This window comes from Dechloromonas sp. TW-R-39-2, assembly GCF_016864195.1.
Lineage (GTDB): Bacteria > Pseudomonadota > Gammaproteobacteria > Burkholderiales > Rhodocyclaceae > Azonexus.
Map to the genome: position 1 here is coordinate 733,133 of NZ_CP045202.1, position 25,896 is coordinate 759,028.

Consider the following 25,896-nt stretch of genomic DNA (forward strand, 5'->3'; position numbering starts at 1 on the left):
GGCGGAATTCGCTTAATTCTATGCCGATGCGGCACACCCGGCCTTGGTGGCGGGGAGAATTTTTCCCGGGTTGAGCAGGTTGTGCGGATCAAGGGCCATTTTGATGGCGCGCATCGTGTCGACCGCGACATCGCCATGTTCCTGGACCAGGTATTTCCGCTTGCCGAGACCAATACCGTGTTCCCCGGTACACGTGCCTTCCATGGCGATTGCCCGTTCGACAACGCGTGAACTGATCCAGGCGGCTTCGTCCATTTCTGCCTGATTTTCGGGGTCGACCAGGACAACGAGATGGAAGTTGCCATCGCCAACGTGGCCGAACAGCGCGATCGGGATGCTGACTTGTGCGATGTCCGCGTTGGTTGCGGCAATGCATTCGGCCAGGCGTGAAATCGGGACGCAGACATCGGTCGGGAAGCAGCGGCAGCCGGGTTTGAGTTGCAGGCAGGCGAAATAGGCATCATGCCGCGCTTGCCAGAGACGGGTGCGGTCTTCCGGCCGGGTCGCCCATGCGAAGTCGGTGCCGCCCAGCTCGCCGGCGATGGCCTGGACCGTTTCAGCCTGCTCGGCCGCCGAAGCGGGGCTGCCGTGGAATTCGAAAAAGAGGGTCGGCGCTTCCGCCAGCGAGGTCTTGCTGAACTGGTTGATGGCCGACAGCGACAAGGGATCGAGCAATTCGATGCGCGCCACCGGCACGCCAAGCTGGATGGTCTGGATGACGGTCTGGACCGCCGAATCGATATCCGGGAAGGTGCAGACAGCCGCAGTGATCGCTTCCGGGATCGGGTAAAGCTTGACGGTCAGTTCGGTCATGATGCCGAGCGTCCCTTCCGAGCCGACCAGCAGCCGGGTCAGGTCGTAACCGGCCGAGGACTTGCGGGCCCGGCCACCGGTTTTCATGATCCGACCATCGGCCAGCACGGTTGTCGTGGCCATTACGTTGTCACGCATCGTGCCGTAACGCACGGCATTGGTTCCCGAAGCCCGGGTCGCGGCCATGCCGCCGAGCGTCGCATCGGCACCGGGGTCGATCGGGAAGAAAAGCCCGGTGCCTTTCAGCGCATTGTTCAGTTGCATGCGGGTAACGCCGGCTTGTACGGTGGCATCGCCGTCTTCGGCATGGATGTCGAGAATCCGGTTCATCCCGGACAGGTCGAGCGAAATGCCGCCGTGCGGTGCCAGCACATGGCCTTCAACCGAGCTGCCGACGCCGTAGGGAATAATGGCGACGCCATGTTCAGCGCAGAGTTTCACGGTCAACGCCACTTCTTCGCTGTTTTCGGCCATGACGACACCTTGCGGCAGCATCGGTTGGTGAACCGACTCGTCGCGGCCGTGTTGCAGCCGGGTCGATTCGCCCTGGGAAAAACGGGGGCCGAATTGTCCGCTCAGTGCTGCGGTCAACGTCTCTGGCAAGGGAAAAAGGTCGTTTTGCATTAAATACTCCTCGAATGGGCCGCACTATAACGCAGGCTTATTGACGGATGCGTCATGCATCCGGAGAATCGCGGCACTTAGTTTCTACCCACCAGAGATCAGGAGAATCACCGATGCAAGCCAAGATTTCCGTAGTTGCTCTCTCCGTTGCCGCTGCTTTCGCCCTGTCCGCCTGCGGTCAGAAGGAAGAACCGAAACCCGCTGCAGCACCGGCCGCGCCAGCCGCCAAGCCGGAAATGGTCGTCAAGCTGGGTCATGTCGCACCGATGACCGGCCCGCAGGCGCATTTGGGTAAGGATAATGAAAACGGCGCCCGTCTGGCGATTGAGGAACTCAATGCCAAGGGCCTGGAAATCGGTGGCGCCAAGGTCAAGTTCGAGTTGCTCGGCGAAGATGACCAGGCCGATCCGAAGCAGGGTTCCATCGTCGCCCAGAAGCTGGTCGATGCCAAGGTTCTCGGGGTGATCGGTCACCTCAATTCCGGGACCACGATCCCGGCTTCCAAGCTTTATTCCGACGCCGGCATTCCGCAGATTTCCGGTTCGGCAACCAACCCGAAATACACCCAGCAAGGCTTCAAGACGGCTTTCCGCGTGATGGCCAACGACGTCCAGCAGGGCAAGGTGCTGGGTGAGTTTGCCTTGACCCAGGGCGTCAAGACCGTGGCCATCGTCGATGACCGCACCGCCTACGGCCAGGGGCTGGCCGATGAATTCAAGAAGGCCGCCGAAGCAGCCGGTCTGAAAGTCGTTGCCAATGAATACACCAACGACAAGGCAACCGATTTCAAGGCCATCCTGACCAAGATCAAATCCACCAAGGCCGATCTGGTGTTCTATGGCGGCATGGACGCTCAGGGCGGCCCGATGGCCAAGCAGATGAAGGAACTCGGCATCAAGGCCAAATTCCTTGGTGGCGATGGTGTCTGTACGCCGGAGTTCATGAAACTGGGTGGCGAAGCGACCGAAGGTCACTACTGCTCGCTGCCGGGCATGCCGCTTGAGAAACTGGCCAAGGGTCCGGAATTCAAGGACAAGTTCGTCAAGAAGTTCGGCGCTGAAATCCAGCTCTACGCACCGTATGTCTATGATGCGGTGATGGTTATGGCCGATTCGATGAAGCGTGCCGACTCGGTCGAGCCGGCCAAGTACCTGGCTGAAATCGGCAAGACCAACTACGACGGTTTGACGGCTCAAATTGCGTTTGATGAATTCGGCGACCTCAAGGGTGGCGCGATTTCGATCTACCAGTACAAGGGCGGCAAACTGGAGTATGTTTCGACGCTCGGCGGCAGTGCAGTGGCTGCAGCCAAGGCTGAAGTCAAGGAAGCTGTGGCTGAAGTGAAGGATGCTGCCAAGGCGGTTGCCGGTGCAGCAACGGAAGTAGGTAAAGAGGCCGTCAAGGCAGGTGCGGATGCAGTCAAGAATGCTGCCGAAGCCACCAAGGCGGCTGTCGAGAAGAAGTAAGCAGTCATTTGACTGAGATAAAACGGCACCGAGAGGTGCCGTTTCTACATGCTGAGGTTGTTTAGTCGTAATGGATATTTTTCTTCAACAAATCATCAATGGCCTTGTCCAGGGCAGCATTTATGCACTGGTCGCACTGGGCTACACGATGGTGTACGGCATCATGGGGCTGATCAATTTTGCCCATGGTGAAGTGGTCATGATCGGTACGCTGGTCACCATTACCGTCTCCAGTCTTTTACTCAAGGCCGGCATGCCGGTCATGCTCGCCGGGATGGGCGGCCTGATCTGTTCGATGCTGGTCTGCATGGCGCTGGGCTGGGGGCTCGAGCGCATCGCTTACCGTCCTTTGCGCAATGCGCCGCGGCTGACGCCGCTGATTACGGCCATCGGCATGTCCATCGTCCTGCAGAATCTGGCGATGATCATCTGGGGCCGCAACTACATGACTTTCCCACCCTTGCTGCCGAAAATCGATTTCGAATTCGCTGGGGCCAATTTCACGCTGGTTCAGATCGTGATTGTGCTGACCTCAGCGATCACCATGGGTGGCCTGCTGTTCCTCGTCTATCGCACCAAGCTCGGCATGGCAATGCGTGCCACGGCGCAGAATCCTGCGGTCGCCAGCCTGATGGGGGTGAATATCAACCGCGTCATCGCCTCGGCTTTCATCATCGGCTCGGCGCTGGGCGCGGTCGCCGGCGTGATGGTCGGTACCTATTACGAAATTGCCCATTACCAGATGGGCTTCATGCTCGGTCTGAAAGCCTTTACGGCCGCGGTGCTGGGCGGTATCGGCAACCTCGCCGGAGCGATGCTCGGCGGTGTGCTGCTTGGCCTGATCGAGGCGCTCGGCGCCGGCTACATCGGCGACCTGACCGGCGGTTTCCTCGGTAGCCACTACCAGGACATTTTTGCCTTTGTCGTGCTGATTGTCGTGCTGATGTTCAAGCCGTCCGGCTTGTTTGGTGAAAAGACGGGAGATCGCGCATGAACAAGTGGCTTAATCCGCGTTCGGCGCTGGGCATTGCCCTGATTTCGACCGCCCTGATCGCCCTGCCGTTCGTTGCCGCAATGGGCGGCCAGGCTTGGGTACGGATCATCAACTTCGCCATCCTTTACGTTTTCCTGGCGCTCGGCCTGAACATCGTCGTCGGCTTTGCCGGCCTGCTCGATCTCGGCTACATCGCGTTCTACGCGGTCGGTGCTTACGTCTATGCCTTGCTGGCCAGCCCGCATTTCGGCTTGCACCTGCCGTTCTGGGTGATCCTGCCGATCGGGGCGATGGTCGCTTGCGTCTTTGGCGTGCTGCTCGGTTCACCGACGCTCAAGTTGCGCGGCGATTACCTGGCGATCGTGACGCTCGGCTTTGGCGAAATCGTCCGCATTTTCATGAACAACCTGAATGCGCCGATCAACATCACCAACGGTGCACAAGGCATCACGCTGATCGATCCGGTCGCCATCGGTGATTTCAAGTTTTCCGGGACCACGCAGATTCTGGGCTATTCGCTGAGTGGACCGCAGAAATACTACTTCCTGCTGCTCGCACTGGCGATCCTGATCATCATCATCAACCTGCGCCTGCAGAACTCCCGTATCGGTCGCGCCTGGCAGGCGATCCGTGAAGACGAGATTGCCGCCAAGGCGGTTGGCATCAATACGCGCAACGTCAAGTTGCTGGCGTTTGCGATGGGTGCCAGCTTTGGCGGTGTGGCCGGCGGTATCTTCTCGGCCATGCAGGGCTTCGTGTCGCCGGAAAGCTTCTCGCTGATCGAGTCGATCATGATCCTGGCGATGGTTGTGCTCGGCGGCATGGGACATATTCCCGGCGTCATTCTCGGGGCTGTACTGCTCTCGATTTTGCCGGAAGCCCTGCGTTACGGCGTTGGGCCGCTGCAAATGGCTGTTTTCGGAAAGATGCTGATCGATCCCGAAAGCTTGCGCATGCTGGTGTTCGGCCTGGCGCTCGTGCTTGTCATGCGCTTCAAGCCGGCGGGCCTGTGGCCCTCGCCCGAGCGCAAACGTGAACTGACGGGAGAAGCATGATGGCTGAGGTACTGCTTGCGGCCAATGCGGTGGCCAAGCACTTTGGCGGCGTCAAGGCGCTGCGCGACGTTTCGCTGACCATCCGCAAAGGTGAAGTCTATGGTTTGATCGGCCCGAATGGGGCCGGCAAGACCACGTTCTTTAACTGCATGACCGGGCTTTATGTGCCGGATGGCGGTGGTTTTGTCTTTGACGGTGTGCCGCTGGTTGCCGATGCGCCGCACCAGGCTGCCGAGCGCGGCATCGCCCGGACATTCCAGAACATTCGTCTGTTTTCCAACATGACGGCGCTGGAAAATGTGATGGTCGGTTGTCATGTCCGGACAAAAGCCGGCGTGCTGGGCGCCGTCCTGCAGACCCGGGCCACCCGGGCGGAAGAAGCGGCGATTCGCCAGCGTGCGATTGATTTGCTGCACTACGTTCGTATCGAAGAGCGGGCCGACGATCTGGCGCGCAATCTTTCCTACGGCGATCAGCGTCGCCTGGAAATTGCCCGGGCACTGGCAACCAATCCGAAACTGCTTTGTCTCGACGAACCGGCTGCCGGGATGAATGCCACCGAAACCGAAGGCTTGCGCGAGCTGATCGAGGGGATTCGGGCCGACGGCACGACCATCCTGCTGATCGAGCATGATGTAAAGCTGGTGATGGGCTTGTGCGACCGCGTCGCCGTGCTCGATTACGGTGCGCTGGTCATCGAAGATGTACCGGCCATCGTCCAGAAAGATCAACGCGTTATTGAGGCATACCTAGGTGCTTGAAGTTACCGGACTCCGCGTCGCTTATGGCGGCATTCAGGCTGTACGCAGCATTACCTTCCACGTCAACGAAGGCGAAATGGTCGCCCTGATCGGTGCCAACGGCGCCGGCAAGACCAGCACCCTGAAAGCGATTTCACGGGTCATCGACGCGGCTGGGGGAGATGTGCATTTTTGCGGCGAGAAAATTACCCGTATTGCACCGCACGACATGATCTCCAAGGGCATTGCCCTGGTGCCGGAAGGGCGCGGCGTTTTTCCGCGCCTGACCGTGGCCGAGAATCTTGCCATGGGTGCCTTCCTGCGCAACGACAAGCCTGAAATTGCCACCGATCTGGCCAAGATCTACGCCTACTTCCCACGTCTCAAGGAGCGCGAGACGCAGTTGGCCGGGACCTTGTCCGGTGGCGAACAGCAGATGCTGGCGATTGGCCGGGCATTGATGAGCCGTCCCAAGTTGCTGTTGCTGGATGAGCCTTCGATGGGCCTGGCCCCGATCATGGTCCAGAAGATTTTCGAAGTGATTCGTGCCGTGGCGGCGGAAGGCATGACCATCTTGCTGATCGAGCAGAATGCCAAGCTGGCACTCGAAAGCAGCCAGCGTGCTTATGTCATGGAGAGCGGCGTGATTACGCTGAATGGCGAAGCGGCCAAGTTGCTGGATGATCCCAAGGTGCGGGCGGCCTATCTGGGTGAGTGAATACTTGCCCGCTTTTTCAACTGCATCAAACTCTTTGTGCCGGCAGGCAGCGAGAATGCAGTCCTTATCGTCTAGCGAATGTGTCCGGCCATGAAAAAAACGATCTCCCTCCTTGCGCTGCTTGCCGGTTTTTCGGTTGCAGGTGCTAACGCTCAGGAAGCCAAGCCGGTCGATACCACGCCGAAGCTGACCTTTGGCCAGATGATGAAACAAGGCGACAAGCTTGTTTTCGCTCCTTGTCGCGACCGCAGTTATGCGATGGTCGAGGATGTCTCGCCGGATCGTGGCGTCGGCAAGGCGCTGTCCATGGTCGGCCTGGATAGTGGCAAAAAGCTTTATGTCGAGCTGGTCGGCTATATCGAGAATGGCATGCTCAAGGCTTCGGCCCTGAACATGGCGCATACCGAAGGACGCTGTCAGCTACCTGGTGGCAGCGAGGAAAGCTGGCGTGCCGCAGGCAAGGAGCCGGGCTGGCTGCTGGCGGTCGGCAACGAGCATGTCGTGCTCAAGCGCCAAGGCAAGCCGGATGTGATTTTACCGGCAGCACCGGTCAAGGCCGAAGGGGGCGTGGCCAGCTACGAAGTCAGCAAGGATAACCAGAAGCTCAGTCTGCGCTTCGAGCAGGGCTTGTGCCGTGACGCAGTGGCCGATTCGGTTTTCGGTTGGCGCGCCACGGTGACCAGCAACGGTCAGGTGCTGAAAGGGTGTGCCTGGCAGCGTTGATTACTGGGCTGCAAATGTGAAAGCGTCGGCAAAAAATGCTTCTTCGGGCAGGCCGGCGCTGATGAAGTCACGTTTCGCGGCCTCGATCATGCCGGGCGAACCGCAAGCGTAAACTTCGAAATCGGCCAGATTCGGGAAGTCGACCGTGACAGCCTGATGAACCAGCCCCGTTCGGCCGAGCCATTCGTCACCTGCTGCCGCTTCGGAAAGCACGGGTGTGTAATGAATATGCTGGTGCTCGGCCGCCCATTGCGCCGGCAAGGCATGTTGATACAGGTCGACGCGTGCCTTGGCTCCCCAATAGATGTATATCGGTCGCTGGTTGTTCGTCGCCAGCGCGTGCTCGACGATGGCCTTGATCGGCGCAAAGCCGGTTCCGCCGGCCAGCAGGATCATCGGTTTGCTCGATTCTTCACGCAGATAGAAGCTGCCGTGCGGGCCATTGAAGCGCAGGATGTCGCGCACTTTCATGCTTGAGAACACCTGGTCGGTAAACACGCCGCCCGGGACATGCCTGATATGCAACTGCAGCAGGGCATCATCGTGTGGTGCATTGGCCAGCGAGAAACTACGTTTCTTGCCATCCTTGAGCAGGATGTCGATGTATTGACCAGCCAGGAATTGCAGGCGTTCGTTGGCCGGCAGGCGCAACTGGAGTTCGATGACGTCGGGCGCCAGGCGTTCGAGTTTCTCGATCCGGGAAGGCAGCGTCTTGACCGGAATGTCGGTGATGGCGCCGAGCTGCTTGCATTCGATGCTCAGATCGGAGAGCGCCGTTGCGCAGCAATAAAGCGTGAGTCCGCCAGCCTTCTCTTCGTCTTTCAAAGCGTGGGGCAGGGCTTTGCCGTGGTCGACCTCGCCGCACAGCACTTTTCCCTTGCAGGCGCCACAGGCGCCATCCTTGCAGCCATAGGGCAGCGTCAGGCCCTGGCGCAGTGCGGCATCGAGAATGGTTTCGCCGGTTTCAGCCGCAAATTGGCGGCCGCTCGGCTGGACTGTAATCTGGTGGCTCATGAGTTCCCCTTCATCGTCGGCTACAATGCCGCCGTGCAAAATATACTGATCGTCGGCAGCGGGGACGTCGCCCGCCGCATCCTCTCCCGTCTTGCCCGCCGCTACCGCGTCTACGCCTTGCTGCGCGATGCCAGTCGTGCCGGGCAATGGCGCGAGGCCGGGGCGATTCCATTGCTCGCCGATCTCGATGATCGGGCTAGTCTGGATCGCCTGGCCGGTCTGGCCGATGTCGTCCTGCACCTTGCGCCGCCGCCCGGCGAAGGGCAGTTCGACACCCGAACCCGCCATTTGCTGGCTGCTTTGGGCAAGGGCAAAAGTCTACCACGGCGCCTGATTTACGTTAGTACGACAGGCGTTTATGGCGATTGTCAGGGGCGGCAAATCGATGAGACTCGCCATCTTGCCGCGGAAAGCCCGCGTGCCGCGCGTCGGGTCGATGCCGAGCAGTCTCTGCGCGCCTGGGGCAAACAGACCGGCGTTGCCATCTCGATTCTGCGAGCGCCTGGCATTTATGCGGCGGATCGACTGCCGGTCGAACGTTTGCAACGCGGCATGCCGGCCCTGAATGAAGCTGACGATGTGTTTACCAACCACATTCATGCCGATGATCTGGCGGCCGCCTGCGTTGCTGCGATGACGCATGGTGCAGCCAACCGCGCCTACAATGTGGTCGATGATTCCGATCTGCGCATGGCCGATTATTTCGACCGCGTAGCCGATGCCTTTGCCTTGCCGCGTCCGCCCCGGATTTCACGGGCCGAGGCCGAGCAACGCCTGTCACCGATGCAGATGTCCTTCATGCGCGAGTCGCGGCGCATCGGCAATCGTCGTCTGAAACAAGAACTCAAGCTGCGCCTGGCCTATCCTTCGGTGGATGACGGTATTCGCGCCGCACTGAAAGGAAGTTACGCATGCTAGTCATCAAGGCCCTGCATATCTCGCTGGTTGTCGCCTGGTTTGCCGGGCTGTTCTATTTGCCGCGCATTTTCGTCAATCTGGCCATGGTGCCGGCTGACAGCGTGGCCGAGCGCGAGCGCCTGCTGTTGATGGCGCACAAGCTATTCCGTTTCATGACCCCGCTCGGCATACTCGCCGTCCTGCTTGGCCTCTGGCTGTGGTTGGGTTATGGTTTCAGCGGCGGCTGGCTGCATGCCAAGACGACGCTGGTTGCGCTGCTGGTTGCCTATCACTGGCACTGTGGCCGGGTGCTCAAAGCCTTTCAGACGGGCGGTAATCTGCGCAGCCACGTCTGGTTCCGTTTTTATAATGAAATGCCGGTGCTGGTTCTGTTTGCCGTGGTCTTTCTCGTTGTCCTGAAGCCCTTCTGATGAATAAATATTTTGCTATTTGCCCACGCGGCCTCGAACCCCTGCTGGCTGACGAACTGAATGCCATCGGTGCCGATGAGGTCAAACCGATTTCTGGCGGGGTCTTCTTTTCCGGCGACTGGAGTACCTGCTACCGCGCCAACCTGGAGTCGCGCATCGCGACGCGCATCCTCTGGCATATCGTCAAGGGGCCTTACCAGAAGGAAGAGGATATTTATCGACTGGCCGTGCGTCAGCTCTGGCCGAATCACTTTTCTGTTTCGCGCACCATGCGGGTCGTGACAACGGCGATCAAGTGTCCGCTCAAGTCGCTCGATTTCGTCACGCTGCGCGTCAAGGATGCCGTCTGCGACCGTTTCCGCGAGGATCTCGGCGAGCGCCCGAATATCGAAACGCGCAATCCCGATGTCAGCGTGCATGTTTTCCTGACTGAGAACGAATGCACGCTGTATCTCGACACTTCCGGTCAGCCGTTGTGGCAGCGCGGTTTTCGCAAGGCCAGCGTGGATGCGCCGCTCAAGGAAAATCTGGCCGCCGGCATTCTCAAGCTTTCCGGCTGGCAGCCAGGCATGTCGCTGGTCGACCCGATGTGCGGCAGCGGAACCTTCCTCCTTGAGGCCATCCAGGTGGCGCTTGATCGTGCTCCGGGTCTCGATCGCGGCTTTGCCTTTGAGCTGCTGGCCAAGTTCGAAGCGATGAACTGGGCGCAGATCCGGCAGGCCGCCGAAGCGCGTTGCAAGGACCCGGAGCCGCTTGAAATCCGTGGTTACGACATTGATGACAAGGCCGTGCGGGCAACCCGCAAAAATCTGCAGGAAGCCGGTTTTGGCGGCATTGTCACGGTCGACCGCGCCGATATGCTGGAAACCGAGCCGCTGACCGAACATGGCATTCTGGTGACCAATCCGCCGTATGGCGAGCGGATTGGCGAACAGGACGAACTGGCCGAGTTCTATCCGCAACTGGGTTCTGCCCTCAAGAAAAACTGGGCGGGCTGGAATTGTTTCTTCTTCACCGCCGATCTGCGCCTGCCCAAGCTGGTCGGTTTGCGCCCAAGTCGCAAAACACCGCTATTCAACGGCCCGCTGGAGTGCCGCCTGTTCGAGATTCGGATGGTGGCCGGGAGCAATCGCAAGCCGTAAATCCCCGATTTTGCTGCAATGCAATAAGCATGGTCTTTTGATCTCGGTCAGCCTTTTGGTCTGACCAATATGAGAGCATCCGATTTTTTATAAACAATAAATTGTCAGAGGAGAAAGCAATGTCAGTACAGGCCTTGTATCAACAGAAGAAAATGGCACCACTGGATGCCATTCGTGTCGTCAAGAATGGCGACACCATCGTGGTTCCCACGGGTGTGGGTGAACCGCCGGCGCTGCTTACCGCGCTGTCCGATGTGCGCCGCGAATATCGCGGTGTCCAGATCTCGCAGATTCTTCCCTTGCGCAAATACGGCTACATCGATCCGGAAACGACCGAGAATGTCCGTCACACCGCCTATTTCTTCGGCGGCGCAACGCGTCCTGGCGGTCAGGAAGGCTGGATCGATTTCGTGCCGGCCTACTTCTCCGAGCTGCCTGTGCTGATCCAGCGCGGCCAGACGCCGGCTGATATTGTTTTTGCCATGGCTTCACCGATGGACAGCCACGGTTTCTTCTCGCTGTCCCTCGGTCCCGACTACACCATGGCTGCGATCGCCAAGGCCCGCGCCGTCGTGCTTGAGGTCAACCCGAACGTGCCGTTTGCCAATGGCAATTGCCACATCCACGTTTCCCAGGTTGCCGCACTGACCGAAAGCAACGATCCGATTCTTGAAGTCGGTCTGCCGAAGATCGGTCCTGTGCAGCAGGCCATCGGCAAGTACGTTGCCGAAATGATTCCCGATGGCGCAACCTTGCAGATCGGCTACGGCGGCATTCCCGATGCAGTCGTGATGCAACTGACCGACAAACACGATCTGGGGATTCACACCGAGATGGTCGGCGACGGCATCATGACGCTGGTCGAAGCCGGCGTGGTGACCAACCGCAAGAAAAATTACCTGCCGGGCAAGATGGTGGCCACTTTCGCACTGGGCTCCAAAAAACTGTATCAGTTCATGGATCGCAATCCCTCGCTCGAAATGCATCCGGTCGACTTCACGAATGACCCGTATCTGGCGGGTCAGAACGACAATCTGCACGCGATCAACGCAACGATGCAGATCGACTTCATGGGCCAGTGCGGTTCTGAAAGCCTGGGCTTCTCGCCGTACTCCGGGACCGGCGGCCAATCCGACTTCGTTCGGGCGGCCAACCGTTCGAATGGTGGCAAGGCGTTCATCGTGTTGCCGTCGACTGCCAAGGACGACACGATTTCGCGCATCGTGCCGACGTTGACCGCAGGAACGCATGTGTCGACCAGCAAGAACGACATCAACTATGTGGTTACTGAGTTCGGTGTTGCCCAGTTGCGTGGCAAGACGGCGAAACAGCGTGCCGAAGCGCTGATCAACATCGCCCACCCGAATTTCCGTGGCGAGCTGCGTGAAGCCGCCAAGAAGATGCGTATCCTCTAAGCACTTCACTCCCTGCATTGCCCCTCGTTTTTTGGGGAGCAGTGCAGGGTGCCGTTTCGGCTTACATCTTGTAGCAATTTCCTGCGCCGAAGCGGCTGGTTTTTCGTTATCGTGGTGGCCGTGCACTTCTGCAGGATGGCTTCCCATGAATTTGAAAAAAACATTACTGGCAGTACTTGTCCTGCTCTTCTCGGGCCTGGGCAACGTCTGGGCCGGTGGCCATTTCGATGTTTATGTCGGACCCGTCTGGGGGCCGCGCTACTACCCATCGCATCGTTATTACTATCCGCCGCCCTACTATTACCCGCCACCGGTGTATTACCCGCCGCAGGTCATCGTCGTGCCGCCGCCTGAGCCGCAGGTTTATATCGAACAAGCCGATGTCCCGGTAGAACCGGCTCCCCAGCCCGCTTCTGCGCCACAGTCCGCGCCGCAAGCTGCTCCGGCCCAGCAGTACTGGTATTTCTGCGCCAGTGCCAAAGGCTATTACCCCTATATCAAGGAATGTCCGGGTGGCTGGCAGAAAGTGCTGCCTGTGCCGCCGGGGAAATGACATGTCGAAGGTAAATTTTTCTCTCCGGCGCCTGAGTGTTCTGGTCGGGGCACTGGCCCTGGGGGCGTGTGCCATCGTGCCAACCGGGCCCAGCGTTATGGTTTTGCCCGGGACCGGGCAGAGTATTGAGCGTTTTCGTCAGGATGATGCTTATTGCCGTGATTTCTCGCTGATCCAGATTGGTGGCAAAACCCCGGGCCAGGCTTCGGGAGAGTCTCTGGCAACGAGTGCCGCCGTGGGGACCGCCATCGGGGCTGTCGCCGGTGCGGCAATCGGCGGTGGGCGCGAAGGCGCTGCGGTCGGTGCCGGCGCCGGACTGCTTGTTGGTTCAGCAGCCGGTAGTGGCAGCGCACGTTCCTCGCGTATCGGGACGCAGCGTCAATACGACGATGCTTTCATCCAGTGCATGTATGCCAAGGGGCATCGCGTCCCTGTGCCGGCTAGTATGGCAACGGCCCAGAGCAAGGCGGTCAGGCACAGCGATGTGGGGATTCCGCCGCCTCCTCCGGGTACCCCTCCGCCGCCACCGCCCGGTTCTCCGCCGCCACCACCGCCATCGGCAAAATAATCGGCATTTTCACCCCGTTGAGCTTCCTGCCGGAGTCGTTCTCGCTTATCGTATCCCTAAAGTAATAGTGACTTGATTCTTGAGGGCGGGGTTCGATGAAGATATTGCTGGTGGAGGATGCCAAGGCCGTGGCTGCCTTGATGGCAGCACGGCTAAGTGCGTTTGGTTACGATGTCCAGCTGGCCGAAAATGGTCAGGTTGCCGTTGAGATGTATCAGGCTGCACCGCCTGATCTGGTCCTGATGGATATCGAAATGCCGGTGATGAACGGGTTTGAAGCGACGAACCGTATCCGCGCATTTGAAAGCACCCAGCAATGGGCCTGGACGCCGATCATCTTCCTGACGGCGTCTGATACGCCAGAAAACATCGTTACCGCCATCGAGGCCGGGGGCGATGATTTTCTGGCCAAAACCGTTCCGGAAACGGTGCTGCAAGCCAAAATGAAGGCACTCAGCCGGATTGCGCTATTGCGGGCGCGCCTTGCCCTGGCCAATCGCAAGCTTGAAGAAATGGCCAACCGTGATGGCTTGACGGGCTTGTTCAATCGGCGGCACATGGATTTGCGGACTGACGTTGCCTGGGAAGAGGCGATTCGTTCGGGGCATGCCTTCGGATTGCTGATGCTCGATGTCGATAATTTCAAAAAATACAACGATCACTATGGCCATCAGTCTGGCGACGATTGCCTGCGTTCGGTCGCGGCGGCGCTGAGCGAGGTCTGTGATGAACTCGGTCCGGATGCCATTCTTGCCCGTTACGGCGGGGAGGAATTTGCGCTGGTCCTGCCGGGCATCGACGCGGCAAGCTGCCAGACGATAGCTCAGGTTCTGGTCGAGGCTGTTCGCCATCGGCAGATTCCGCATGAGCGGAATGCCGACTGGGGTGTGGTGACGATTTCGGTCGGTGGAGCCTGGCAAAAATCGGCAAGCGGCAAGATCGTTTCCCTGTTCCGCCAGGCCGACGTTGCCCTCTATCGGGCCAAGGAAGCCGGTCGCAATCAACTGGCCTTTGACTGAGCCGTCCGGCCAGTCAAAGGCGGTTGAGTCGACTCAGGATTCGACGCCGGCAGCGTGGGCCTGCTGGTCGGCCCAGTAGCTGGAACGTACCATCGGCGCACAGGCCGCGCCGCTGAAGCCCATTTTCTTGGCTTCTTCCTCGTACATCTTGAAAGTGTCCGGATGAACGTAGCGCGAGACCGGCAGATGGTGGCCGCTCGGTGCCAGATACTGGCCGATGGTCAGCATCTCGACGCCGTGGGCGCGCAGGTCGCGCATCACTTCGAGGATTTCCTCATCGGTTTCGCCCAGGCCGACCATCAGGCCGGACTTGCTTGAAACCTTCGGATAACGCAGCTTGAATTGCTTGAGGAATTCAAGCGAATGCGCGTAGTCGGCACCCGGGCGGGCCTGCTTGTAGAGACGCGGCACGGTTTCCATATTGTGGTTGAGGACGTCCGGCAGGGCTTGTCCGAGCACGTCAAGCGCCACATCCATGCGGCCGCGGAAGTCGGGAACCAGTGTCTCGATGGTCGTCGTCGGTGACGATGCGCGAACGGCGCCAATCACATCGACAAAATGCTGGGCACCGCCGTCGCGTAGATCGTCGCGGTCAACGCTGGTAATCACGACATAACGCAGCTTGAGGGCCGCCACGGAGTCGGCCAGTTCGCGCGGCTCATCCGGATTGGGCGGCAGCGGCTGGCCGTGGCCGACGTCGCAGAATGGGCAGCGGCGGGTGCAGATGTCGCCGAGGATCATGAAGGTGGCCGTGCCGCGACCGAAGCATTCGCCGATGTTCGGGCAGGTCGCTTCTTCACAGACGGTGTGCAGCTTCTTTTCACGCAGCATCGACTTGATTTCGCCGAAGCGGCCGGCACTGTTGCCGGCCTTGACGCGAATCCAGTCCGGTTTCTTGAGCGGGGTGTCGACCGGCACGATCTTGATTGGAATGCGCGCCGTTTTCAGTTCGCCCTTTTGTTTGACGCCTTTTTGCTTTGCGCCAGCGGTGTTCGCGTTGTCAGCCATGTTGTTTGTCCAGTTGCTGCAGCAAGTGTTTGCAGAGATGCTCGCCGGCCTCGTGGGCGGTGAGCGGAATGTTCAGATCCTTGGTCTGGATCACTTTCAGGCCAGCATAGCCGCAGGGATTGATCGCGGCAAAGGGGGAAAGATCCATATCGACATTGAGCGACAGCCCGTGGTAGCTGCAGCCGTTCTTGATCTTGAGGCCGAGTGCGGCGATCTTGGCATCGCCGACATAAACACCGGGTGCGCCGCTGTGCCGCTCGGCATTGACGCCGTAGTCGGCCAGTGCATCGATCACGGCTTGCTCGATCGTGGTGACCAGTTCGCGTACCTTGATCTTCAGGCGATGCAGGTCGAGCAGCAGGTAGATCACGACCTGGCCGGGGCCGTGGTAGGTGACCTGGCCGCCGCGATCGATCTTGACGACAGGGATGCCGACATCGTTGAGCAGGTGTTCCGGTTTGCCAGCCTGGCCGAGCGTGAACACCGGCGGGTGCTCGACGATCCAGATTTCATCGGCCGTATCCGGGGTTCGGCCGGCAGTGAAGTCCTGCATGGCCTGCCAGGTCGGTTCGTATTCGACCCGGCCGAGACGTTTGACGTGCAGGTTCACAGCACGACTTTGATCAGCGGGTGACCACTCAGGTCGGTATAGAGCGCATCGAGCTGCGGCTTCGAGGTGGCGATCACGGTGCACGTCAGGCTCAGGTAGTTGCCGCCCGAACTGGCGCGCATTTCCATGGTTGCACTGTCGAAATCCGGCGCGTGACGGGTGACGATTTCAACGACGACCTGAGTCAGCGTTTCTTCCGCCTTGCCCATGATCTTGAGCGGGAAATCGCAGGGAAATTCGAGGAGGGTGTCCTTGTATGAAGCCATGTCAGCCTTTGCGCATAACGGATTGCTTGAAGTCCTGGTACCACTGCCACATCTGTTCGCCGACCGGGCCGGGTTGCCCATTGCCGACAGGCTGGCCGTCAATCTGCGTGATCGCCAGGACTTCCTTGGTCGATGAGGTCATCCAGACCTCGTCGGCGCTGCGAAGTTCAGTTTCGTGAATTTCGCGGATTTCGAGCGGTAGACCGCGGGATTCGGCCAATTCGAGAATGATGTCGTAAGTGATGCCGGGCAGCATCAGCTGCGTCTTGGGCGGCGCCAGCAGCACGCCGTTCTTGACGACGAAAATATTCGAGGCGGCCCCTTCCTTGAGCCAGCCGTCACGGATCAACAGCGCTTCGGCGCAACCATCCTCGACCGCCTGCTGGCGAGCCAGCACGTTGGCCAGCAGGGAAATCACCTTGAGGTCGCAGCGCGCCCAGCGCTGGTCGGCGACGCTGATCGCACTGACGCCACGCGCCCGGACATCGGGCGGCGTAGTGACCAGCGGCCCGGCGAAGGCAAAGGCCGTCGCCGGTACGGGCGTTGTCGGAAAGGCGTGGTCGCGCTTGTTGTCGGCGCCACGCGTCACCTGCAGGTAAATCGACTGGTCGTCCCACGGCGCATCGGCGATCAATTTTTCGACGACAGCTTTCCAGCCGGCCTGGTCGAGCGGATTGGCCAGCTTGATGCCTGCCAGCGTGGCGGCCAGTCGGTTCAGGTGTTCGTCGATGCGGAAAGCGCGTCGCGAATAGACCGGGATCAGTTCATAAACCCCGTCGCCGTAGAGAAACCCGCGGTCGAGCGGCGAGATGCCGGCCTCGGCAAGAGGCAGGAACTGGCCGTTCAGGTAAACGGGATCGGCGACGTAGGGGGACATGGGCTTAGTTGAACCAGAGTTTGACGGTGTCGATGGCACGACCAAAGATGCCGGCGATTTCGACAGTTTCAAGAGCGGCGACGGGATATTCGCCATAAAGTTTGCCGTCGACCGTGACTTTCAGCATACCCAGGTGCTGGCCGGCCTGGATCGGTGCAATCAGGCGTCCCTGCGGGAAGAACTGGGTCATCACCTTGTCGCTGTAACCGCGCGGCACGGCAATGCTCAGATCGGCGGTAAAGCCGGCCTTGACCTGATTCTGGCTGCCCTTCCAGACGCGCAAGGTGGAGACCGCCTGGTTGGCGCTGAACAGAGGCACGGCGTCGTAAGAGAGGAAACCCCAGTTGAGCAGCTTGAGCGATTCGGTGGCACGTGCCGAGTCGGAGGCGGTGCCGAGGACCACGGAAAGCAGGCGGCGCTTGTCGCGCAGGGCCGAGGAAATCAGGCAGTAACCGGCGGCATCGGTATGGCCGGTCTTGACGCCGTCGACCGTGGCATCGATGAACAGCAGGCGGTTGCGATTCGGCTGGGTGATGTTGTTGTAGCGGAACTCCTTCATCGAGTAATACTTCTTGTATTCCTCGGGGAAGTCGCGGATCAGGGCCGAAGCGAGAATCGACAGATCGCGCGCCGTGGTGAAATGTTCCGGGTCCGGCAGGCCGGTCGAGTTGCGGAAGCTCGACGATTTCATGCCGAGACGCTGGGCTTCGCGGTTCATCAACTGGGCGAAGCTTTCCTCGCTGCCGGCGATGCCTTCGGCCAGCGTAACGCAGGCGTCGTTGCCGGATTGCACAATCATGCCCTTGATCAGGTCTTCAACCGGCACTTGCGTGTCGACCTTGATGAACATTTTCGAACCACCGGTTTTCCAGGCTTTTTGCGAAACCGGCAAAGGCTGGTTCAAGCCGATGGTTTTCTGGCGAATCGCCTTGAAAGTCAGGTAAGCCGTCATCAGCTTGGTCAGCGAGGCGGGTTCGAGGCGATCGTCCGGCTTTTCCGCGGTCAACACTTGGCCGGAGCCCATTTCGAGCAGCAGCCAGGATTTCGCCGCCAGGGCTGGCGGGACGGGAAGTTGCTGGGCCAGGGCCTGGGTGGCGATCAACAGGCTCAGCAGGGAAAGAAGCAAATAGCGAAACGGCAACATGGAATGGATACTTTTTTTATGGGCGTTGGGGAGGCGGGATTATACCCTTGGCTCTGCGGCGCCTTGCGGCGATGCATTGCACAGGACTTCGATGGCCGGGTGACGAATCCGGCGCTCATTCGAAATAGCGTAGATTTGTTCGCTGACACCGGGCATGGCACCGAGCGGTATGGCATCGAGCTGGCTGGCAACCTGTTCGGCTAGCGCCAGCGGGGCAGGAAACAAGCCCAGGCCGCCGCGACCAAAGGTCGTGAGCAGTGCGCTGTCTTCAAATTCGGCAACGATTTTGGGCCGGATATTGCCTTGTTCCAGCCAGCGATCGATGCGTCCGCGCAGGGCATTGTGCCGGGTGGGCAGCAGCATCGGTGCGCCGTTCAGGCTGTGTGGAAAATCCTGCTTGTAGCGCTCGACCAAGGCGGAATTGCCGAACAGCCCGGTCTCGAAATCGCCCAGGCGAGTGCTGAAAACCTTGAGGTTGCCGCCGACGGGGGCGGCTCGGTCGGTCAGGACGATATCGAGACGATGCAGTGCGAGATCGGCCAGCAATGGCTCGAATTCGCCTTCTTCGCAGATCAGCCGGACTTCGGCTGGCATGCTGGTGACCGATGACAACAAACGATAGGCCAGCAGTTTCGGAATGCCGTCGGTAATGCCGGCCCGCAGACGCAAGGTTGATTCGCTGTCGCTGCTTTCCAGTGCGTCGACCAGGGCGTCGCCGAGCTGGAAAATCTGGTCGGCATAGCCGAGCGCCAGCCGTCCTGCGTCGCTCAGGACCAGGCCGCGTCCCTGGCTGTTGAACAACGCCTTGCCGAGTTGTCGTTCAAGCAGCGAAAGTTGCCCGCTGATCGTCTGGACGGCGACATCAAGCCGCTCGGCCGCTCGCGTGATGCTGCCTTCCTGCGCAACAACCCAGAAATAATGAAGGTGCTTGTAATTCAGCGTGCTCATGTCATCTTTCAGAAAAAACCGAAGTATTGGTCAATTTTGCTCCTGTTTTTCTGATTTGTACAAGGCCATATACTCGCGCCGTTTTCAACTCATGGAGTTAATCATGAAACGCGTGCTGCTTTTCCTTGCGACCAACCTGGCGGTCATGTTTGTGCTTGGGCTGGTGACCAGCCTGCTCGGGGTCAATAAATTCCTCACCGCCAACGGTCTGAATCTCGGCATGTTGCTGGCCTTTGCCGGCGTAATCGGTTTCGGTGGCGCCTTCATTTCGCTGCTCATGTCCAAGCCAATGGCCAAATGGAGTACAGGTGCCCGCGTTATCGAGGCGCCGAGTTCATCCACCGAGGTCTGGCTGGTTGATACGGTGGCCCGTCTGGCCGAACGCGCTGCGCTGCCGATGCCGGAAGTGGCGATCTACGATGGCGAGCCGAACGCTTTTGCCACGGGGGCCAGCAAGAACAGTTCGCTGGTGGCCGTATCGACCGGTCTGTTGCAGAGCATGACGCGTGAAGAGGTCGAGGCCGTGCTGGCGCATGAAGTGGCCCACATTGCCAATGGCGATATGGTGACGCTGACGCTGATCCAGGGTGTGGTCAATACCTTCGTCGTCTTCCTGTCGCGCGTCATCGCCTATGCCGTTGATAGTTTCCTGAAAAAAGGCGATGAAGAATCGAGCGGTCCGGGCATGGCCTACATGGCTACCAGCATCGTTTGTGAAATTGCCTTTGGCGTGCTGGCCAGCATTATCGTTGCGTGGTTCTCGCGTCAGCGTGAATTCAAGGCCGATGCCGGTGCCGCCCAGTTGATGCGTTCGCCTCTGCCGATGCAGAACGCCTTACGTCGCCTGGGAAGCCTGCATACCGAACCGCTGCCGCAAGCCATGGCAGCCTCCGGGATTGCCGGCGGACAAGGCTGGATGGCCCTGTTCTCATCACATCCGCCGCTTGAAGAACGAATTGCGGCCCTGGCCGGACGTTGACCGCGGTGCCACGGGAATTGTCCAAAATTTCCGTGGCATGGCCTTTGCTGAATCATATCCATGATACGACTACATAAAATTGCCTTTCTCGGCCTGGGTTTGAGTGCCACTTTGGCCTTCGCCCAGCCCGAGTTCGACTTGCCGACGCTGGAAAGCCTGGCCATGTCATCGAGTCGCTCTGTTCAGGCGGCCCGTGAGCAGGTCAATGCCGCTCGTTACGCGGTGGACGGTGCGGCTGCCTTCCCGAATCCTGAGCTTGAATATCTGAGCGGAACGGCTCGGGCGCGCGGTCCCGCCGGGAATCCCGGCGATGCGCGCAGTGTGGCGCTGACTCAGCCGATCGATCTGCCGTGGCGCCGTTCGGCCCGGATCGGTGCGGCGGAGGCCGGGCTGGATGCGGCGGTTGCCGGATCGCGGATGTTCGAGGCTGATTTGCTGGCCCGCCTGCGCCTGCGCTATTTCGATGTGCTGAGGCGCGAGGCTGAACTGAAGAATGCGCGTGAAGATGCGGCGCTGATGGAAGGTGTGCGCTCGCGCATTGCCCTGCGTGTCCAGACCGGTGAAGCGGCCCGTTTCGAATTGATCAAGTCGGAAGCCGAGACACTGAATGCCCAGAAAACAGCGCAGGCTGCCGGTTTTCGGGTTGAGCAGGCGCGAACCCTGCTCCGGCAGGTGGTCGGTGCGGCATTGCCGGCTGAATTCAAGCTGACCAGTCGTTTGCGCGACGTACCGGCCTTGATTCCGCTCGATAGCGTGCGTCAGCAAATGGATGGCGGCAGCCCCGATTTGGCGCGCTCACGCGCTGAAGTGGTGCGAGCCGAACGGCAACTGGCGCTTGAGCGTGCCCAGCGCTGGCCTGGCCTGGCCCTGAAGGCCGGCATGGATGAAGACCCGGATACACGTGTTTCCAAGTTGGGGCTGGTCGTGTCGATTCCCCTTTGGGATCGTCGTTCCGGGCCGGTTGGCGAAGCGGCAGCTCAGCTTGCACGGGCAAAAAACGAGCTTGAGGCGCAACAGTTTTCCCTGTCGCAGGGGCTGGAGATTGCTTATCAGCAGTATGAAATTGCGCTGACGCAGGTGACGGCGCTTGAATCAGGCATCGTCCGCCAGTCCGAGGCGGCTTTGAAAGTGGCCGAGGCGGCTTATCGCTTCGGAGAACGTGGCTTCCTTGAGGTCCTCGATGCTCAGCGCGTTTTTCGGGCGGCACGGGCTGAACTGATTGCGGCCCGCTATGAACTGGCGGCGGCCTGGGTGGATATTGAACGACTGCGGGCTGCTCCCGGAGGGAACAAGGAATGAAAAAAGTATTGTGTCTGTTGTTGACCGCGGCATTGCTCGCCGGCTGCAATAAAGAAAGCGACAAGGCGGTTGTTCAGTCATCGGCCGATCCGGCGCTGGTCTCTCCAGCCAGCGAACTGCTGGCCCAGCTCAAGATTGAGCCGGTGAAACGGCAGCCTGTGGCGGAAACCCTGCGTGTGGCCGGGCGGATCGATTTTGATGAGCAGCGTCTGGCGCGTATTGGTGCGACCATCACCGGTCGGGTGACGGATATCGATGCAATGCTGGGGCAGACTGTCCGCAAGGGCGATGTGCTGGCTCGCCTGAATAGCAGCGAATTGTCCACGCAGCAACTGGCCTATCTCCGGGCGCGGGCGCAACTGGAACTGAATCGGCGCAATGCCGAGCGGGCCAAGGCGCTTTACGAAGCCGACGTGATTGGTGCGGCCGAGTTGCAGCGTCGTGAAAGCGAATATCAGATTTCCGTCGCCGAAACGCGCGCGGCATCCGACCAGTTGCAGTTGCTGGGTGTGACGGCTGCAGCCATCGACCGGCTTGGCAAGCAGGGCGCGGTCAACTCGCTGACGCCTGTCGTGGCGACGCTCAATGGCGTGGTGGTTGAACGCAAGCTGGCACAGGGGCAGGTGGTGCAACCGGCCGATGCCCTGTTTGTCGTCGCCGATCTGTCGCGCTTGTGGGCAGTGGCCCAGGTGCCCGAACAGCAGGTCAGCCAGGTCAGGGAAGGTCAGTCGGTGAGTATTGAAGTGCCGGCGCTAGGTAATGAAAAACTGGTTGGCAAGCTGATTTATGTCGGTCAGACGATCAACCCGGAAACGCGCACCGTGCTGGTTCGCACCGAACTGGATAACCGGGATGGGCGTTTGAAGCCGGCGATGCTGGCAACCATGCTGATCGAAGCCAAGTCGGTTGAGCGTCTTGTTGTGCCGGCCAGCGCCGTTGTGCGCGAAAACGATGAGGATCATGTCTTTGTCGCCGAGGGCAACGCCGCATTCCGCTTGCTCAAGGTCAAACTGGGCCCGGAACAGGGTGGCCAGCGAGTTGTTTCGTCCGGCCTGAAGGGGGAGGAGAAAGTCGTCGTCGATGGCGCCTTCCACCTCAACAACGAGCGTAATCGCAAGGAAATGGAGGGCTCGTGATCGAATCCCTGGTTCGTGGAGCGCTGGCTCAGCGCCTGGTTGTGGCAGTCATTGCGGCTGTCATGCTGTTTTTCGGCCTTGATGCGGCACGCAAGTTGTCGGTCGATGCTTTTCCGGATGTGACCAATATCCAGGTTCAGATCGCTACCGAAGCGCCGGGCCGTTCGCCGGAGGAAGTCGAACGTTTTGCCACGGTGCCGCTGGAAGTGGCGATGACGGGCTTGCCCGGCCTGGAGGAAATGCGTTCGCTGAACAAGCCGGGTTTGTCGCTGATTACCCTGGTTTTTACTGACAAGACCGATTTGTATTTTGCCCGCCAGCTGGTCATGGAGCGCTTGCTTGAAGTCGGTACGCGCTTGCCGCCCGGTATTTCACCGGTGTTGGGCCCGGTATCGACGGGCTTGGGCGAGGTCTACCAATACACGCTTGAGCGCCCCGATGATGGTGACCGGGCGTTGACCGAGGAAGAGTTGATGCAGCGCCGGACGGCTCAGGATTGGGTCGTACGTCCGCTGTTGCGCTCGATTCCCGGGGTTGCCGAGATCAATTCGCAGGGCGGTTTTGCCAAACAGTATCAAGTGTTGGTCAATCCTGACCGGCTGCGTCATTTCGGCTTGAGCATTGCCGATGTTTATCAGGCGGTCGGGCGCAACAATGCCAATGCCGGCGGCGGCGTGCTGCCGCAGTATGCCGAGCAGTATCTGATTCGCGGTGTCGGTCTGGTCAAGGATCTGGAAGACTTGCGCGTCATCGTCTTGCGCGAGAAGGACGGTGTCCCGGTCTACGTGCGTGATGTGGCTGAAGTTCAGATCGGGCACGAGGTACGGCAGGGGGCGGTGATCAAGAACGGCACGACGGAGGCTGTCGGTGGCGTAGTGATGATGCTCTCCGGCGGAAACGCCAAGGCGGTCGTCGGCAAGATCAAGGAGCGAGTGGCTGAAATCAACGCCAAGGGCATGTTGCCGGATGGCCTGAAGATCGTCGATTACTATGATCGTTCGGAATTGGTCGATGCCGCACTGTGGACCGTGACAAAGGTGCTGCTCGAAGGCGTGTTGCTGGTTGTCGTCGTGCTTTTCCTGTTTCTCGGCGATGTGCGCTCTTCGCTGATTGTTGTCGCGACACTGGTGCTGACGCCGTTGCTTACCTTCGTGGCGATGAACAAGCTGGGTATTTCGGCCAACCTGATGTCGCTCGGGGGTTTGGCTATCGCCATCGGCTTGATGGTGGACGGTTCCGTGGTCGTTGTCGAAAACGCCTTCCTCCAACTTGGCCGCAAGGCCAAGACAGGAGAAAGCCAGTTGCGCATCATTCTGCATGCTGTGGTCGAGGTGGCGACGCCGGTTATTTTCGGCGTTGGCATCATCATCCTGGTGTTCCTGCCGCTGATGACCTTGCAGGGCATGGAAGGCAAGATGTTTGCCCCGCTGGCTTATACGATCGCGATTGCGCTGGCTATTTCGCTGGTTCTGTCGCTGACGTTGACGCCGGTCATGTCGACCTACTTGCTCAAGCCGCCAGCCCATGATGGCGACCATGACACTCGTCTGATTGCCGCGATGAAGCAGCGCTATCTGAAAATGCTGCACTGGACGCTGGCCAATGAGCGCAAGACCGTTGCGGCGGCCGTTGTTGCCTTCGGCCTGACGGTGGCGACCCTGCCTTTTCTCGGTACGGCATTTATTCCGGAAATGAAGGAAGGTTCGGTTGTGCCGGGGATCAATCGCGTTCCCAATATTTCGCTTGAAGAGTCGATCAAGATGGAAATGGAGGCGATGCGTCTGGTCATGCAAGTGCCTGGCGTCAAATCGGCCGTGTCGGGTGTCGGGCGCGGCGAATCGCCGGCTGATCCGCAGGGGCCGAATGAGTCGACGCCGATTGTCAGTTTGAAGCCGCGCAGCGAGTGGCCGTCTGGCTGGTCGCAGGACGATATCCAGGATGCGATGCGTGAAAAGCTGAAGGTGTTGCCCGGTGTGCAGGTGGTCATGGCCCAGCCGATTTCGGACCGGGTCGATGAAATGGTCACCGGGGTACGTTCGGATATTGCCGTCAAGGTTTTTGGCGATGACCTGGATCAACTCAAGAAAGTCGCCGGACAGATCGGCAAGGTTGCCCAGACCTTGCAGGGCGCTCAGGATTTGCGTATCGAGCGGGTCAGCGGCCAGCAATATTTGTCGGTTGATATCGATCGCCAGGCGATTGCCCGGCTTGGCTTGAATGTGTCCGATGTGAACGATGTGCTGGAAACAGCCATCGGCGGCAAGGTGGTGACCGAGATTTTTGAAGGAGAACGACGTTTTCCCGGCGTGGTTCGTTTGCCTGAGCGTTTCCGCAACAATGTCGAAGCGATCTCGAATGTTCTGATTACCTCGCCGAACGGCGCGCAGGTGCGCCTCACAGATGTTGCCCGGATTCGGGTCCAGGATGGTCCGGCGCAGATCTCGCGTGAGTTGGGCAAGCGTCGCATCGTGATCGGTGTGAACGTCAAGGATCGCGACCTGGGCAGTTTTGTGGCCGAGTTGCAGCAGAAGGTCGAGGCCCAGATCAAGTTGCCGGAAGGTTATTACCTTGAATGGGGTGGGCAGTTCCAGAACATGGAGCGGGCGCTCGGCCATTTGACGGTGATTATTCCGATCACCATCGCTGCCATCTTCTTCCTGCTGTTCCTGCTGTTCAATTCGCTGCGCTTTGCCACGCTGATCATCACCGTGCTGCCCTTTGCGTCAATCGGCGGGATCATCGGCCTGTTCCTTTCCGGTGAGTACCTGTCGGTGCCGGCATCGGTCGGTTTTATTGCGCTGTGGGGCATTGCCGTGCTGAACGGCGTCGTCCTGGTTTCGTACATCCGCGGTTTGCGGGAAGACGGGCGAACGGTGCAGGAAGCCGTGATCGAAGGGGCGACCTTGCGTTTCCGTCCGGTCATGATGACGGCGACCGTCGCCATGCTCGGCCTGATTCCCTTCCTGTTCTCGAGCGGGCCGGGCTCGGAAGTTCAGCGGCCGCTGGCCATTGTCGTGATTGGTGGCCTGATTACCTGTACGTTGCTGACCTTGCTGGTCCTGCCAACCATTTACCGCTGGTTTGACGAGGAGAAAATCGAAGCATGAAAGAGATCAAGGCGGTGATTCGCCCCAATAAACTGGCGGCTTTGCGCGATGCGCTGATGGCCATGCCCGGCTTTCCCGGCATGACGGTGACCAAGGTGGAAGGGTGCAGCGCACCGGTCCGCCATGTCTCGGCCCGGGTCAAGATCCGGGATGAGCTGACCGATTACACATCGAAGGTCAGGGTCGAAATCGTGGCCCCCGACGAGGTTGCCGAAAGCTTGTTCAACTGCATTACCGAAGTGGCCAGAACCGGGCATTACGGCGATGGCCTGGTCTGGGTCTGCGATGTCGAACGGGCGGCGTTTGTTTTTAAGACGACGCCCGGGACGGACGCCTGATCCAGCATCGAA

Annotated in this window: 26 protein-coding genes; 18 read left to right on the forward strand and 8 right to left on the reverse strand. The window is 59.7% G+C overall.

All coding sequences use genetic code 11. From position 1 onward, the window contains the following. Positions 1-18: 18 nt before the first annotated feature. Positions 19-1,437 carry an FAD-binding oxidoreductase gene (locus GBK02_RS03560; RefSeq protein ID WP_203468397.1) on the reverse strand — a complete coding sequence of 473 codons (1,419 nt, stop codon included), beginning with the start codon at positions 1,435-1,437 and terminating at the stop codon, positions 19-21. 113 nt (positions 1,438-1,550) lie between these two features. Here GBK02_RS03560 and GBK02_RS03565 point away from each other — a divergent pair, with 113 nt between their 5' ends. The 6 genes from GBK02_RS03565 (at position 1,551) to GBK02_RS03590 (ending at position 7,133) form a co-directional block, all read left to right on the forward strand. Beyond that, positions 1,551-2,903, forward strand: a complete 1,353-nt coding sequence (locus tag GBK02_RS03565) for a branched-chain amino acid ABC transporter substrate-binding protein (protein ID WP_203468398.1) — start codon at positions 1,551-1,553, stop codon at positions 2,901-2,903. 70 nt (positions 2,904-2,973) lie between these two features. Further along, complete coding sequence (locus GBK02_RS03570) at positions 2,974-3,897, forward strand: branched-chain amino acid ABC transporter permease (protein WP_203468399.1); 924 nt, start codon at positions 2,974-2,976, stop codon at positions 3,895-3,897. Beyond that, positions 3,894-4,952 carry an ABC transporter ATP-binding protein gene (locus tag GBK02_RS03575; RefSeq protein ID WP_203468400.1) on the forward strand — a complete coding sequence of 353 codons (1,059 nt, stop codon included), beginning with the start codon at positions 3,894-3,896 and terminating at the stop codon, positions 4,950-4,952. The genes GBK02_RS03570 and GBK02_RS03575 overlap by 4 nt, the downstream gene beginning before the upstream one ends. After that, complete coding sequence (locus GBK02_RS03580; protein ID WP_203469287.1) at positions 4,952-5,713, forward strand: ABC transporter ATP-binding protein; 762 nt, start codon at positions 4,952-4,954, stop codon at positions 5,711-5,713. Before GBK02_RS03575 ends, GBK02_RS03580 begins: the two co-directional genes overlap by 1 nt. After that, the gene (locus tag GBK02_RS03585; RefSeq protein WP_203468401.1) at positions 5,706-6,410 is read left to right on the forward strand and encodes an ABC transporter ATP-binding protein; all 705 of its coding nucleotides are present in this window, start codon (positions 5,706-5,708) and stop codon (positions 6,408-6,410) included. The genes GBK02_RS03580 and GBK02_RS03585 overlap by 8 nt, the downstream gene beginning before the upstream one ends. Positions 6,411-6,500: 90 nt before the next feature. Further along, positions 6,501-7,133, forward strand: a complete 633-nt coding sequence (locus GBK02_RS03590; RefSeq protein ID WP_203468402.1) for a COG3650 family protein — start codon at positions 6,501-6,503, stop codon at positions 7,131-7,133. Here GBK02_RS03590 and GBK02_RS03595 read toward each other — a convergent pair whose 3' ends face one another. Then, complete coding sequence (locus tag GBK02_RS03595; protein ID WP_203468403.1) at positions 7,134-8,147, reverse strand: CDP-6-deoxy-delta-3,4-glucoseen reductase; 1,014 nt, start codon at positions 8,145-8,147, stop codon at positions 7,134-7,136. 33 nt (positions 8,148-8,180) lie between these two features. On the opposite strand from GBK02_RS03595, the gene GBK02_RS03600 reads away from it, so the two are divergent. The 7 genes from GBK02_RS03600 (at position 8,181) to GBK02_RS03630 (ending at position 14,172) form a co-directional block, all read left to right on the forward strand. After that, positions 8,181-9,065 (forward strand): SDR family oxidoreductase, encoded by an 885-nt coding sequence (locus GBK02_RS03600; RefSeq protein ID WP_203469288.1) that lies wholly within the window; start codon positions 8,181-8,183, stop codon positions 9,063-9,065. Next, complete coding sequence (locus tag GBK02_RS03605; RefSeq protein ID WP_203468404.1) at positions 9,059-9,475, forward strand: CopD family protein; 417 nt, start codon at positions 9,059-9,061, stop codon at positions 9,473-9,475. The genes GBK02_RS03600 and GBK02_RS03605 overlap by 7 nt, the downstream gene beginning before the upstream one ends. Further along, entirely contained in the window at positions 9,472-10,617 is a 1,146-nt protein-coding gene (locus GBK02_RS03610) for a class I SAM-dependent RNA methyltransferase (RefSeq protein WP_203469289.1), read from the forward strand. Before GBK02_RS03605 ends, GBK02_RS03610 begins: the two co-directional genes overlap by 4 nt. Positions 10,618-10,736: 119 nt before the next feature. Then, a complete protein-coding gene (locus GBK02_RS03615; protein WP_203468405.1) occupies positions 10,737-12,032 on the forward strand; it encodes an acetyl-CoA hydrolase/transferase family protein in 1,296 nt (431 codons plus the stop codon). 145 nt (positions 12,033-12,177) lie between these two features. Beyond that, positions 12,178-12,585, forward strand: coding sequence for a hypothetical protein (locus GBK02_RS03620; protein WP_203468406.1), 408 nt, complete (start codon positions 12,178-12,180; stop codon positions 12,583-12,585). A gap of 1 nt (position 12,586) precedes the next feature. Next, positions 12,587-13,153: a YMGG-like glycine zipper-containing protein gene (locus tag GBK02_RS03625; RefSeq protein ID WP_239003158.1), complete on the forward strand. Its 567-nt coding sequence runs from the start codon at positions 12,587-12,589 to the stop codon at positions 13,151-13,153. Between the two features lie 95 nt (positions 13,154-13,248). Then, complete coding sequence (locus tag GBK02_RS03630) at positions 13,249-14,172, forward strand: diguanylate cyclase domain-containing protein (protein ID WP_203468407.1); 924 nt, start codon at positions 13,249-13,251, stop codon at positions 14,170-14,172. 33 nt (positions 14,173-14,205) lie between these two features. Here GBK02_RS03630 and lipA read toward each other — a convergent pair whose 3' ends face one another. The 6 genes from lipA to GBK02_RS03660 are packed head-to-tail and all read right to left on the reverse strand — an operon-like array spanning position 14,206 to position 19,025. Continuing rightward, positions 14,206-15,180, reverse strand: a complete 975-nt coding sequence (gene lipA, locus GBK02_RS03635) for a lipoyl synthase (RefSeq protein ID WP_203468408.1) — start codon at positions 15,178-15,180, stop codon at positions 14,206-14,208. Continuing rightward, the gene (gene lipB, locus GBK02_RS03640) at positions 15,173-15,784 is read right to left on the reverse strand and encodes a lipoyl(octanoyl) transferase LipB (protein WP_239003246.1); all 612 of its coding nucleotides are present in this window, start codon (positions 15,782-15,784) and stop codon (positions 15,173-15,175) included. The genes lipA and lipB overlap by 8 nt, the downstream gene beginning before the upstream one ends. A gap of 2 nt (positions 15,785-15,786) precedes the next feature. Next, a complete protein-coding gene (locus tag GBK02_RS03645; RefSeq protein WP_203468410.1) occupies positions 15,787-16,056 on the reverse strand; it encodes a YbeD family protein in 270 nt (89 codons plus the stop codon). A 1-nt stretch (position 16,057) separates the two neighbouring features. Next, entirely contained in the window at positions 16,058-16,933 is an 876-nt protein-coding gene (locus GBK02_RS03650) for a D-amino acid aminotransferase (RefSeq protein WP_203468411.1), read from the reverse strand. Positions 16,934-16,937: 4 nt separating this feature from the next. Further along, the gene (locus GBK02_RS03655) at positions 16,938-18,077 is read right to left on the reverse strand and encodes a D-alanyl-D-alanine carboxypeptidase family protein (RefSeq protein ID WP_203468412.1); all 1,140 of its coding nucleotides are present in this window, start codon (positions 18,075-18,077) and stop codon (positions 16,938-16,940) included. Between the two features lie 39 nt (positions 18,078-18,116). Continuing rightward, positions 18,117-19,025: a LysR family transcriptional regulator gene (locus tag GBK02_RS03660; RefSeq protein ID WP_203468413.1), complete on the reverse strand. Its 909-nt coding sequence runs from the start codon at positions 19,023-19,025 to the stop codon at positions 18,117-18,119. A gap of 103 nt (positions 19,026-19,128) precedes the next feature. Here GBK02_RS03660 and htpX point away from each other — a divergent pair, with 103 nt between their 5' ends. Genes htpX through GBK02_RS03685 form a run of 5 tightly spaced genes read left to right on the forward strand, consistent with a single transcriptional unit; the run spans position 19,129 to position 25,884 of the window. Further along, entirely contained in the window at positions 19,129-20,004 is an 876-nt protein-coding gene (htpX, locus tag GBK02_RS03665) for a protease HtpX (protein WP_203468414.1), read from the forward strand. A gap of 60 nt (positions 20,005-20,064) precedes the next feature. After that, positions 20,065-21,303 (forward strand): TolC family protein, encoded by a 1,239-nt coding sequence (locus tag GBK02_RS03670; RefSeq protein WP_203468415.1) that lies wholly within the window; start codon positions 20,065-20,067, stop codon positions 21,301-21,303. Continuing rightward, positions 21,300-22,439, forward strand: a complete 1,140-nt coding sequence (locus tag GBK02_RS03675) for an efflux RND transporter periplasmic adaptor subunit (RefSeq protein ID WP_203468416.1) — start codon at positions 21,300-21,302, stop codon at positions 22,437-22,439. Before GBK02_RS03670 ends, GBK02_RS03675 begins: the two co-directional genes overlap by 4 nt. Continuing rightward, positions 22,436-25,546: an efflux RND transporter permease subunit gene (locus tag GBK02_RS03680; protein WP_203468417.1), complete on the forward strand. Its 3,111-nt coding sequence runs from the start codon at positions 22,436-22,438 to the stop codon at positions 25,544-25,546. The genes GBK02_RS03675 and GBK02_RS03680 overlap by 4 nt, the downstream gene beginning before the upstream one ends. Further along, on the forward strand, positions 25,543-25,884 hold the full coding sequence (locus GBK02_RS03685) for a P-II family nitrogen regulator (protein ID WP_203468418.1): 342 nt from the start codon (positions 25,543-25,545) through the stop codon (positions 25,882-25,884). The genes GBK02_RS03680 and GBK02_RS03685 overlap by 4 nt, the downstream gene beginning before the upstream one ends. Positions 25,885-25,896: the final 12 nt, after the last annotated feature.